Here is a 13080-nt window from a genome sequence, read left to right as displayed (position 1 = left end):
TTTTATAATAGATGTATGGGACATGATTTTTCCTTCTTTCTGTATTCGTAGTGGTTTACATGCATTAAGGATATCATGTCCTTTTTGCGTACACAAAAATAGTGTCAATAAGATTCAATATGAATTCTCACCAACACTATTTATTATAGAACCAATAATTTAAGTCCAAAATAAGCCCAATAACAAAAATAAGACCCTATAAACACTGTTAAATCAATGCTTGTAAGGTCTTTTGTTTTTATTCCCACTCTATTGTTGCAGGTGGCTTGCTCGTAATGTCTAAGACTACGCGGTTGATGTGTGCACATTCGTTTACGATACGTTTAGAAATAGTGTCTAATACGTCGTAAGGGATGCGTGCCCATTCAGATGTCATACCGTCGATTGAGGTTACGGCACGGATACCGATTGTGTATTCGTAAGTACGCTCGTCACCCATTACCCCTACTGATTTGAAACCAGGTAGGACTGTAAAGTATTGCCAGATGTCGCCTTCTAGACCATGTTTTCTAATTTCATCACGTAAGATAAAGTCAGATTCACGAACGACTTCTAGTTTTTCAGGGGTTACTTCACCGATAATACGGATAGCTAAACCTGGTCCTGGGAATGGTTGGCGCCAAACGATCTTATCTGGCATACCAAGTTCTGTTCCTACTGCACGGACTTCATCTTTAAATAAGGTATTTAAAGGTTCGATCAATGAGAAGGTCATATCTTCTGGTAAGCCCCCAACGTTATGGTGAGACTTAATGGTTTGCGCTGTATCTGTACCTGACTCAATAACGTCAGTATATAAAGTACCTTGCGCTAAGTAATCAACGTCTTTAATTTTTTGTGCTTCGTCATCGAATACATAAACAAATTCGTTACCGATAATTTTACGTTTACTTTCTGGGTCAGATACGCCTGCTAATTTGCTTAGGAAGCGGTCTTCAGCATCTACTTTGATGATGTTTAAACCAAATTTACCACCTAGTGTTTCCATCACTTCTTCTGCTTCGTTTTTACGTAATAAACCGTGGTCTACGAAGATACAAGTTAATTGGTCACCAATGGCTTTTTGTAATAATACACCAACAACAGATGAGTCTACCCCACCAGAAAGGCCAAGCAATACTTTACCATCGCCCACTAATTCACGAATTTCTTGGATTTTAATATCGATGAATTTTTCCATCGTCCATGATCCTTGCGCACCACAAATGTCGAAGACGAAGTTACGTAACATGTCGTTACCGTGAACTGATGCCCGTACTTCTGGGTGGAATTGGAAACCGTAGAATTGTTTTTCTGTGTTTTCAAAGGCTGCTACTGGACTATGTTCACCGCGTGCAGTGACTTCAAAGCCTTCGGGAATTTCTTCAATACGGTCAGAATGGCTCATTAACACTAATTCTTCTGCTTCTAACCCTTTAAAAATGGCTGAATCTGCCTTGTCGATGAATAATGGTTGTTGACCGTATTCACGTTTGTCAGAGCGGGCAACTACCCCACCATTTTTGAATGTCATTAATTGCATACCATAGCAAATCCCTAAAACTGGGATACCTAAATCAAATACGGCTTCATCGATTGAAAAAGCACCGTCTGCATACACTGACATTGGACCACCAGATAAGATGATTCCTTTAACATTACCTTTCGCCATGATTTCGTCAGCAGTTAGTTTATGTGATAGTAGTTCTGAATAAACGCCTAGCTCACGAATACGACGGGTAATCAATTGGTTATATTGACTACCGTAATCAAGTACAATGATTTTTTCAATATCTTGCATTGATTGTTGGACACTCATGTTTTCACTTCCTTTTTCGAATTTCATCTTTATTCTAGCATTTAATATTTGTGATTACTAGGGATTTATCAAGGTTAATAAAATATTGTTCGGAATCTACTCGTACAACCTTTAATAATTTGCTAAATTTACATTTAATTCGTTTTCAAAGTTGTTGGCACCTGTAAATATTGTATATAATAGAACAGAATAGGAGTGAAAGTATGAAAAAAGCGACTGGTAAAGCCAACGGGAAAATCATTATTATTGGTGAACATGCCGTGGTTCATGGGTATCCATCTGTAGCCCTACCCTTTCATGCGGTAGAAATGACAGTCACCATCGAACAGATTCAAACCAATGCTTATTTGGTGAGTGACTTATATGAAGGACCACTCCACCAAGCACCATCTGATTTACAGAACTTGCTAGCTGTTTATGACCAATTGCGGGCCGATTTAATGGCCCAGACCCAGAGTCACTGGCTGATTAATATCCACTCATCTATACCCGCTGAGCGTGGTATGGGTTCTTCAGCAGCTATGGCAACAGCTTTGGTCCGCGCTTTCTACAATTACTATGACCTTCCCCTTACAGAAGACCAACTATTAAAATACGTAGACTTATCCGAAAAAATTAGTCATGGCAATCCGTCTGGTTTGGATGCACGTGTGGCTGGCCTTGGCGTTCCTTTGATTTATCAAAAAAATCAACCAATGACTATCGTACATTTCGACACCCCTTATTGGTTGGTGGTTGCGGATACTGGCATTCACGGCAATACCAAAAATGCGGTAGCTGATGTGGATGCTGGTTTAAATTCAGCTTTTATTACCCGTCGTCAAGCAGTTGAAAGTAATTTACGTCAGCTTGGTGAGGCGGCGAATCAATTTATTGATTTAGTTGAATTAAATTCTGATAAAATGGCCAATGACCAGTGGTTTACTGCTATTTGTCGCACATTTAAGGATGCCCACCAGCACTTGCGGGCTTTACAGGTATCCAGCCCTGAACTTGAGGCGGGCGTTTCTTTTGCGGAAGCGAATGGGGCCGGCGCAGCCAAGCTAACTGGTGGTGGACGTGGTGGTTGCTATTTCGCCTTGTGCGACAGTAAGGACAAGGCTACCCTTTTGGCTAAAGCTTTAAAAACAGAAAATATGGCGGTGGCGAGCTGGGTGGTGCCTTTTAAATCATCACCTATAGATGATAATGCCGGCGAATAGTGGGCGTAATCTGCAGAAATCAGTTATAATAAGGGAAAGAAAATTTTTTGAGGGAGAATCGAGATGTCAGTTTTTCAAGGCGCTTACCGGGCGCACACCAATATTGCATTAATTAAATATTGGGGTAAGGCGAATAAGGACCTATTTATCCCCACTACATCTAGTTTGTCGCTCACTTTAGACGCCTTGTATACAGACACGCGCGTGACTTTTTCGAGCGACTTTGACGTGGATGTTTTTTATTTAAACAATCAATTAGGTAATGAAGCGGATACGACGAAAATTAGCAAGTTTTTAGATATGTTTAGAGCAGAAGCTGGCGTGGACTTGCGGGCTAAAGTAGAAAGCGTCAATCATGTGCCCACTGCGGCAGGCTTGGCTTCTTCTTCGTCGGCATTTTCGGCCCTAGCGGCGGCTACTAGACAGGCTTTAAAGTTAGAAGATCAAATTTCTGACCAGGCACTATCGACATTTGCGCGACGGGGATCTGGATCAGCAACACGGTCCATTTTCGGTGGCTTTGTTGAATGGCAAAAAGGGACCACCAATGAAAACTCTATGGCAGTTAAAATTGACGACGCCACTTGGGATGTGGGCATGGTCATTATGGCCATTAATACCGCTGAGAAACGGGTGTCTTCTCGTGAAGGGATGGCCCACACCTTGCGGACGTCGCCTTTCTACCCTGAATGGGTCCGGCAAAATATGATTGATTTAGAGCGAATTAAAGCGGCCATTACCAAGCACGATTTCCAATTGATGGGTGAAATCGCTGAAGCCAATGCCATGCGGATGCATGCAACAACTATGGCTTCTGATCCTTCTTTCACCTATTTTGAACCTGATACCATTAAAGCCATTCAAGCAGTCCAAGATATACGCGCGACTGGCGTTTTGGCTTACTATACAATTGACGCTGGGCCAAACGTGAAAGTTTTATGTAAAGCGAGCCAGATGGACGAGGTGGAAGCCTTTTTTGCAGAACGATTTAAAGGTATGAACTTTATCCAAACGACTGCTGGACCGGGGATTAAACCCTTAGATAGATGGGAGTATGACGATGGCGCAATCTTATAATGATAGCACGATAATCCATACGAATAACGATACAGATGCCATCAAGGTGGCCGTGCCGGGGAAATTATTCCTTGCGGGCGAATATGCAGTGGTGAGTTCTGGTCAAGCTGCCTTATTAACCACAGTTGACGCCTTCTTGCACCTCACTTTAGAGGTAAATTCTGGGCAGAATGGCTACTTAATCACCAACCAGGCTGATCATCCAATTGCTTGGACCTACGACGTCAATGGCCAAGTTGTTTCTAACGACCCAGAAGCTGGCGAATTCCCATTAATTTGGCAAGCTATGCAAACTGTAATAGCATATGCTGAAGCAGTCGGCATGAAATCGGCAGCGACACCAGATTACTTTGATTTGAAAATTCAGTCTGACTTGGACGCGGCTGACGGGACTAAATATGGTTTAGGATCATCTGGTGCCATCTCAGTAGCTGTCGTTTCAGCCTTATTGAAATTCTACAAATTAGACCAAGATATTACGGAATCGCAGTGGGTCTACCGGGTCTTTAAATTAGTTGCCATCGCGCAAGCACAATTGGGCATGGTAGGGTCACTTGGAGATGTTGCAGCCAGCACCCAAACTGGTGTCATCTACTACCAAAACTTCGACCGTTCCTGGTTTGACCAACAAGCCAAATCGACCGGGCAAGAAATTCATGCCTTAACCGAAGAATTTTGGCCGGAATTGATGATTGAACAATTACCGATTGATCCAGACTGGACCTTATCGTTAGTTTGGTCTAAAGAAAAAGCATCGACTGAAGACTTATTAAAAATGATGGCCCACCATATTTCTGAACGAGAACTAGAAGAAGTCATGGCCAGTTTTAAACAATTGGCCAAACGCCAAGTTTTAATGGCTAAGGCAGCCATCCAAATGAATGAATGGTCTTTATTCAAATCAGCGATTAAAGATAATTTCGACAATATTTTAACCTATACCCAAACATTGAATAAGCCTTATTTGACCAAGTCCTTTAAGAAAGCATTGAAGTTAGTCACATCAGAAAAAACCGTCGCCAAAATTTCTGGTGCGGGGGCTGGAGACTGTGCCTACGCGATTTCTAGTCACGCTGATGAGGCCAAAGCCATCCAAGGCTTATGGCGAGAAAATGACCTAGTCGTGCTCCCCTTCGCTTTCTGGCAAAGAAATGAACAGGAGAGATAGTATGAACCGTAAAGATGCCCACGTGCACAATGCTGAAATGCAATACCAAACAGCGCCAACTGATTTTGAATCTGTTCGCTTTGTCCACCCATCCCTATCCCACCAAGAATTCAATAATATCGACTTGTCGACCACTTTGTTTAAACAACAGTTTGACCGCCCTTTCTATATTAATGCCATGACTGGTGGGTCTGAATGGACCAAGAAAATTAATGGTATGTTCGCTGAAGTTGCTCGTGAATGTCATTTACCAATGGCTTCAGGATCCGTTTCTGCAGCATTAAAAGACCCTTCTGTAGCGGATTCTTTTACCATTATTCGTGACCTGAATCCCAATGGTTTCTTGATGGCCAATGTCGGCGCTGATAAGACCTTAGAGGATGCCAAAAGAGCAGTCGATTTATTAGACGCTGATGCCCTACAAATTCACTTGAATACGGCTCAAGAAATTGTCATGCCTGAAGGCGACCGTGATTTCAGAAAACTAGAAGATAATATTGTGGCTATCGTTGAAAACGTAGATCGGCCAGTAATGGTTAAGGAAGTTGGCTTTGGTATGTCTTACCAAACCATGCACCATCTACAAAGTTTAGGCGTTAATACCATCGATGTCTCAGGTACAGGTGGAACGAATTTCGCCAAAATCGAAAACGCTCGCCGTGAACTTCAAGAGTTCTCATACATGGCTGACTGGGGTCAATCAACCGTTATTTCATTATTAGAAGCACAACCTTTGATGAGCCAGACCACCATCATTGCTTCTGGTGGGATTAAAGACCCAATGCAAATGATGAAGGCCCTTGCCTTAGGCGCATCTGCCGTTGGCATGTCAGGTCAATTCCTACATTCGGTCCTTGGTGAAGGCGTAGACGCTACGATTGAAATGGTCAAGTCTTACGACGAACAATTACGCTTGTTGATGATGGTATTAGACTGCCAAGACCTGAACGAACTACGTAACACAGACTTGATGATCACCGGCAAACCAGCCGAATGGTCAAGACTCCGCCGAATCAATATCGAGTATTTCGCATCAAGAAGCCAGAATTAAGAGGAAGGTGCGACACAAACCGTTCAGAAATGAACGTTGAAAGATTAGCGCAGTAGATGATGCAATCAGCTATAAGCTAATCTGAAACGCAGTCATTTCTGGTTTGTGGAGCCCGATTGTAAGGATGTGAAAAATGTCGTTTAGACTCGTAACAGTGGAAGAAATAAATGTAGTGATGGTACATCAAGCAACTTATTTCTGAAGTGGCACGAGTCTGACATTTTGAACTCGACTACAAGGTGCGACACAAACCGTTCAGAAATGAACGTTGGAAGATTAGCGCAGTAGATGATGCAGTCAGCTATAATCTAATCTGAAACGCAGTCATTTCTGGTTTGTGGAGCCCGATTATCAGGATGTAAAAAATGTCGTTTAGACTCGTAACAGTGGAAGAAATAAATGTAGTGATGGTACATCACGCAACTTATTTCTGAAGTGGCACGAGTCTGACATTTTGAGCTCGACTACAAGGTGCGACACAAACCGTTCAGAAATGAACGTTGAAAGATTAGAGCAGTCATTTCTGGTTTGTGGAACCCGATTATCAGGATGTGAGACCAAAATTCTTTAGTCTGACATTTTGAACTCGACTATGAGATACGACACAAACCGTTTATCAAGGTGCGAAACAAATATCATCTTAACTTAAATATTTACCAAAAAGTGCCCACTCAACATGAATAAGGCACTTTTTTGCATGTATATTTTTATTAGGACAACCATATTTTTATATCATGTAATCCAAAAACAGCGAGACATTCATCTTTTTGACAAATGTCCCGCTATTTTTTTAATATGCTTGAGCTGATACAACTGTTGGTGATCCGCCACCAAAAATTGCTTCAATATTCTCTAATGAGGTAATCACGACCTTACTTTCTGGTCTGTTCTCAACCAGTGAGATCGCTGCTTCGACTTTCGGCAACATTGACCCAGGTGCGAATTGTTCTTCCGCTATCCACCCCTTCAATTGTTCGACAGTCACCTCTTCTAATTTCTCTTGGTTTGGCTTGTTATAGTTGACGAATACATTGTCCACGCCAGTCAACATGATCAAGTAATCTGCTTCCACTAATTCCGCCAATTTGGCAGAGGCGAAGTCCTTATCGATGACCGCTTCAACACCCTTGTAACCAAATTCTACCGCCTCGACTGGAATGCCGCCCCCACCAGCTGAGATGGTGATGAAATCTTGGTCGATTAAGGTCTTGATAATTGGGTATTCAACGATTGTTTGTGGTTTCGGCGATGGGACCACTTTTCGGTAGCCTCGACCCGCATCTTCCACGTATACATCTCCATTTTTTTCAGATAATCGTTCAGCTTCCGCTTTTGCCAAAAAGGGGCCAACTGGTTTTGTTGGCTCTTCAAATGCCGGATCAGCCGGATCTACCACCACTTGCGTGATTAGGGTCGCTACCTTTTTATCCAATCCTTCCTTAGCTAAAGCCTCATTCAACATATTTTGTAGCCAGTAACCAATGCTACCTTGCGTCATCCCTACCAAGGCATCCAATGGTAAAATCGGATTTTCAGCCGACTCAGCAGCTTCTTGTTGTAACATTAAATTCCCTACCTGCGGGCCATTTCCGTGACTAATAATCACTTGGTGACCTTGTTTCACCAATTCAATTAATCGGTCACTAGTATGGCGAAGTGCTGCAATCTGCCCTTCTGCAGTAGGATCATCTGATAATATCGCATTTCCGCCTAAAGCGACGACAATTTTTTTACCCATAATTTCCTCCATTAATTTGCTTTTAAATATTCTTCTAAAAAGACTTGGACACCAAGCAAAATATCATTGCCTGACGTAGCACCATATTGTTGAATCTGCATAATGACACCATGTACAAGGTTTATATCATTTGCCAAAACTGCATCAAAAAAATGGGACCATGAGTAATTAAGATGTCCTGCAAATAAAACCTTGTAATATGTTTCAGAAACCAAAGTCGTCGACCGTTGTTCAAGGCCCAGCTGAATAGCTGGCATAACTAGGTAATCATCTCGCCCAGTGATCAAAGTCATCATTATATAACCTTGCAAAAAGTCATCACCACTTGGGGTTAAACCAATACCGGCACCAATTAAAGACTGAGCCACTTTATTGTCCCATTCTTCTAACAAATCCCTGTAACGCCCCGCCAAATCATTGTTTGACGAGAAACCAGACTCTTGCCAAATATCCGCTTGTGCCAATGCAGTGAAAATATCAGCCTCAATAAAATCAGCCACTGAAAGTTTTGGCAGTTTGGTCCCTACAATGGCGACTCGTTCCATGCAAATTTGCACAGGATTTGGTCGACTATACAAGGTCCAAGTCATGGTCAATTGATCATCGCCTATGCTAGCCGCTTGAATTTTCACTTGTTGGCCAATTTCAATAGTATTTTTCATGTCCTGAAGCAAATGATTAGGAACTACCACACCAAAGGCCGATAAATTATCCGCACCCGTCCCGACATACAATAATTGGCCTTGGATAATCAAGTTAAACCCATGTTCAAAAATACTGTCTACTTTACCGTTTAAACGCTCTTTACTGAACAACAGCTTAGTGAGATAATCGCTCACCAAGTAATTTGATGAGCGATTATCCTTTTGCTTATTTAAATTCATGTGCATTACTTAATTTTCGTCTACATGTATGCCCATTGATGCGGCATATGCGACTAAAGCTTTCTCAAAAGCGGCTAATGGTGCGCGCACGGTACCAGCACCAATTTGGCCAACACCAGCTTCTTTATGGGCGATACCTGTGTTGATGATTGGAGTAATCCCTGTTTCAACAACTTTTCGGATATCGATACCAAGGGTTGCTCCCTTGAAGTCCCAGTTTGGAATGGCCCAGTTTGGATTATTAGTAATAGAAATCTGTTGCATTTCTTCAGAAATGCTTTGGGCATCATCTAGACCGTTTAACCCAACAAAGCGGGTTACACCAGGTGCTGCAATCATCGCCATACCACCAACACCCACTGTTTCAGTGATGGCAGAGTCTCCAATATCTGGGTTGGCTTGTTCAGCTGAATACCCTGTGAAATACAAACCGTTTGGTGTATTGACTGGTCCATTGAACCATTCGTCACCAAGAGCTGCAATCCGGATACCGAAGTTTTCACCGTTACGGGCCATTGTCGTAACAACTGTCCCCTCTTGGATTTTACGGGCATAGTCAACCATGGCTTTTCCTGTCGCCATCATGATGTTTAGGAAGAATTGGTCTGTATCCGCTAAGAATTGGATCACATCGGCCTTTTCTTTTTCCGGTGCATCAAGGGTAATAATGGAAGGTGTGATTTCTTTCAAGAATACCAATGAAGCCGCGATATTACGTTGATGGAATTCATCTCCCATACCAATTGCGCGAGCAATCATTACATTCAAGTTCAAACCTTCTTCATGGGTACGTAAGGCTTGGCCTAAAATTGGCCCTAAAACGTCACGCATCCAACGCAAACGGTCGATAACCGTTGGTGAATTAGCACCAAAACGTAATACCTCACCAATTCCTTCATTCATTATGCAGTAACCAGTTGTCCCGTCTGCCTTGTTTTCAACAATGAAAACTGGGAAATTAGCTGAAGTAATCCCACCCATTGGCCCAACTGCACCTACATGGTGACAAGGAATAAAGGTTACTTCACCATCTTCAAGTTGACGCATTGCATCGTCTTCGTCACTCGCCCATTCTTCAAATAACATGGCACCAATTACTGATCCCTTCATCGGACCCGTCATGTTTTCAAATTTGATTGGTGGTCCAGCATGCAGAATGATTTTTTCATCAGTATTCAATTCTGGAATCACTTCTTTAGCCAATTTAGCATCCACTAAGAATGGTTGTGAATTTTGTAAACGTTCGATGACCTTATCATTTGAAGCGTTGATTTCATCTTCGCGTTTTTCTAATTCGTTTAAAATCCGGATTAATTGCTTGTTACCGCCGGCCAGCGGGCGCCAAGCAAATTGTAAGGCTTCTCCGCCGAAGGCAATTACTGGTTCCGTAAAGCTTTCGATCCCAATGTTAATGACACGAGGTGGATTGTTGAATAATTCAACCACTTTTTCGCTAGCATCAGGGACCGCAACTTTTTTACCCGCATAATCTACAAATTTCTTGTCTGCGATGTTTAATTCATGGCCCATTAATTTTAAAGCTAAACGAATGGCACGGGCGTTTGAAGATTCGACAATGACCCCAGCATCTTCTAACTTCGATACTGCATCCGCATAGTTTTGTGGGTCATGCTCAGTACCAACTACAGACCCGATCACATATAAATCACGGCCATTAGCTTTGGCATCCCTCAAAGCTTCCTTGATAGACGGGGCTAAAACACCGGCCATATCAGCGTGGGACCCGTAACCAAGCACTACATCAAGTAAGATGATTCCTGTTGTTTCGTCTTGTAAAACTTCTTGGAGTTTTTTCACCCGAACTTCTGGATCAATCATCGGATGCGGTTTTCCTTGAGTGTACACATCGTCACCAAGGTCCATTACTTGGAAACCTTGCGTATTCAAAATATACCCTTCTTGACCTTTGACATTGTCTAAGCCTAAAGCGTCAGAAATTAACGTCGCTGCTTCACTGGCTAATGTCCCACCAGAGTACAAGCCTTTAACCGTTTTGCCTTCTGCTAATGGTTGACTCACTTCAAATTCAATTGGGTCATTATAATTAGCCTTGATCTCGTCGCCGTTGGCTAAATCAACTGACATTTTCGCTGCTTCTTCTAAAGTGTAAGCTAAGGCTACATTGCCCACGTGTTCAGTCGGTTTTTCACCTAGGAAAATAGCTACCACTGGCTTAGATAGCGACTGCAAGACTTGCATGACTTGGTCACGAACTTCTTTTGCAGGTGGCTTAGAAATCACCAGAATCACATCTGTCGGATCGTGGATTTCTAAGGCTGCAATCGCATCTAACATGGTTGTCGCTTGAACTTTTTCATTTAAGTCACGGCCACCTGTTCCGATAGCGTGGACAACCCCGCCACCTAACCGGTCGATAATAGTTGTTGCTTCTTGAATACCTGTCCCAGAAGCGGCTACAATCCCGATGTTGCCAGGATTGGTCACATTAGTAAAGGCTAACGGTACGCTAGAAATAACCCCTGTACCACAGTCTGGTCCCATTAATAGTAAGCCATTTTCATGGGCTTTATTTTTCAACCGTACTTCGTCTTCTAGGGATACATTGTCTGAAAATGAGAAGACATGTAGTCCTGAATCTAAGGCTTTTTCGATTTCGTCGGCTGCATATGTACCAGGGATGGATACCAAGGCCAAGTTGGCATCCGGCATAGTGTCTAGGGCGTCTTTCCAGTTATTCACGCTAGAAAGGCCAGATTCGTCCTTCTTCCCGGATAAATCACTAAGGAAACGGTCGATTTCAGCGATAACTTTCTCCATGACGCTTTCATCATCTGCTTCCACCACAATGGCCATATCGTTGGCACCTGCAGCTTCCACCTCGTCTGTGTAAAGACCGGCAGATTTTAGGATATCCTTATTGGCGTCTGATGCCATCATAATTTGTCCTTGCGAAACACCTTCAATGTCATTAACTGAATTCGTTAGTAACATCAAGTTAATTGAGTCTTGATAATTATTTTTTTGAATGACTGTATGTAACATAATGAAGCCTCCCTTTGTATTGATTATAACCGCTTTCAGGTCCGTGAAATATGCCCAAACTTCATAAAACGGTTCAAACATTTGTCTATTTTAGATAAAATCGTCACGAATCTGCCAAATTTTCCACATCTTACTTTATAATTAAGGCAAGAGAATTTAATTCAATGAAGGAATGATGACATGTCCACCTACCAAAGCTTGGATGTTTTGATTCAAGATGACCCTAATTTACCTATCTATGGAACATTATACCAAACTTATACCAGCCAGAAATCTCAAGCGCCGACGATTTTTTACTTGCATGGTGGTGGTTTGATTTTTGGTGACCGCAAAGATTTACCACACCAATATATCGACCAGTTGACGGTGGCTGGCTACAACCTCTTTTCTGTCGACTACCCCCTAGCCCCCGAAAGTAAATTGCCGGAAATTTTGGCGTCCATCGCAGTTTCAATCGATTGGTTTCTTGACCACGCTGTCGATACCCTCGATTTGAAAAATGACCACTACATACTAATGGGCCGGTCAGCGGGTGCCTACTTAGCCCTGTATCAAGCGGTGCACCACCAAGTGCCAGCCAAGGGGGCCATCGCTTTCTATGGTTATTTCAACCTCAACGAAGCAGCCTTTAGTGTCCCAAGCAGACATTTCCTGACCTATCCCAAGGTAACAGCCAATCAAATGATCCGTTTAACTTCAGAACAACCGATAGTTGAGGGTTCAATGAATGACCGATATCCAATCTATATCGGTGCCCGGCAATCGGGCACATGGCAAGACTTATTCCTAGCCGGCAAAGGCGATGCCAAAGGGTATTCTATTGAAAAAAATGATTTGAAAAATTTGCCGGCCACATTTATCACCGCTGCCTCAGGTGATCCAGATGTCCCGGTCCGCCAATCCAAACTCTTGCACAAAGCCGCCCCAAATAGTCACTTACATATTGTCGACAGCGACCTGCATGACTTTGACCGGACCGAAATCGATGGCATCGGGATGGCAACCTACCAGGAATTATTAACCTGGTTAAATACGCTTTTTGGCTAATCTGGCCAATTCAAAGCCCACAGTCTAGTAGCTTTCGCTATTGAAAATCTAAAGTAGTTCTCATAAGATGGTTATTATGAGCGCTTGCTTG

General features: G+C 42.6%; 9 protein-coding genes. 5 read left to right on the top strand and 4 right to left on the bottom strand.

All coding sequences use genetic code 11. The features are described 5' to 3' along the window. Nucleotides 1–238 precede the first annotated feature (238 nt). Entirely contained in the window at nucleotides 239–1798 is a 1560-nt protein-coding gene (guaA, locus tag AC973_RS04800; RefSeq protein ID WP_048727974.1) for a glutamine-hydrolyzing GMP synthase, read from the bottom strand. A gap of 203 nt (nucleotides 1799–2001) precedes the next feature. Between guaA and mvk the strand changes: the two genes are divergently transcribed. From mvk to fni, 4 genes are all read left to right on the top strand, one after another. Continuing rightward, nucleotides 2002–3000: a mevalonate kinase gene (gene mvk, locus AC973_RS04795; RefSeq protein ID WP_048727972.1), complete on the top strand. Its 999-nt coding sequence runs from the start codon at nucleotides 2002–2004 to the stop codon at nucleotides 2998–3000. A 63-nt stretch (nucleotides 3001–3063) separates the two neighbouring features. Then, nucleotides 3064–4077: a diphosphomevalonate decarboxylase gene (gene mvaD / locus AC973_RS04790; RefSeq protein WP_048727970.1), complete on the top strand. Its 1014-nt coding sequence runs from the start codon at nucleotides 3064–3066 to the stop codon at nucleotides 4075–4077. After that, the gene (locus AC973_RS04785) at nucleotides 4061–5245 is read left to right on the top strand and encodes a phosphomevalonate kinase (RefSeq protein WP_048727967.1); all 1185 of its coding nucleotides are present in this window, start codon (nucleotides 4061–4063) and stop codon (nucleotides 5243–5245) included. Before mvaD ends, AC973_RS04785 begins: the two co-directional genes overlap by 17 nt. A gap of 1 nt (nucleotide 5246) precedes the next feature. Then, on the top strand, nucleotides 5247–6296 hold the full coding sequence (gene fni / locus AC973_RS04780) for a type 2 isopentenyl-diphosphate Delta-isomerase (protein ID WP_048727964.1): 1050 nt from the start codon (nucleotides 5247–5249) through the stop codon (nucleotides 6294–6296). A gap of 790 nt (nucleotides 6297–7086) precedes the next feature. On the opposite strand, the gene arcC is transcribed toward fni, so the two are convergent. From arcC to fdrA, 3 genes are read right to left on the bottom strand one after another with little or no spacing between them, the layout of a single operon-like run. After that, nucleotides 7087–8034, bottom strand: a complete 948-nt coding sequence (arcC, locus tag AC973_RS04775) for a carbamate kinase (RefSeq protein ID WP_048727961.1) — start codon at nucleotides 8032–8034, stop codon at nucleotides 7087–7089. Between the two features lie 11 nt (nucleotides 8035–8045). Further along, the gene (locus AC973_RS04770; RefSeq protein WP_157850741.1) at nucleotides 8046–8918 is read right to left on the bottom strand and encodes a DUF2877 domain-containing protein; all 873 of its coding nucleotides are present in this window, start codon (nucleotides 8916–8918) and stop codon (nucleotides 8046–8048) included. A 9-nt stretch (nucleotides 8919–8927) separates the two neighbouring features. Next, complete coding sequence (fdrA, locus tag AC973_RS09640) at nucleotides 8928–11942, bottom strand: DUF1116 domain-containing protein (RefSeq protein WP_082148234.1); 3015 nt, start codon at nucleotides 11940–11942, stop codon at nucleotides 8928–8930. A gap of 180 nt (nucleotides 11943–12122) precedes the next feature. On the opposite strand from fdrA, the gene AC973_RS04755 reads away from it, so the two are divergent. Beyond that, nucleotides 12123–12989 carry an alpha/beta hydrolase gene (locus AC973_RS04755; RefSeq protein WP_048727955.1) on the top strand — a complete coding sequence of 289 codons (867 nt, stop codon included), beginning with the start codon at nucleotides 12123–12125 and terminating at the stop codon, nucleotides 12987–12989. Nucleotides 12990–13080: the final 91 nt, after the last annotated feature.

It is taken from the genome of Carnobacterium sp. 1290_CSPC (genome assembly GCF_001053265.1).
GTDB lineage: Bacteria > Bacillota > Bacilli > Lactobacillales > Aerococcaceae > Aerococcus > Aerococcus urinaeequi.
The sequence above is the reverse complement of the archived record's forward strand: the minus strand, read 5'-3'. Positions and strand labels throughout refer to the sequence as shown.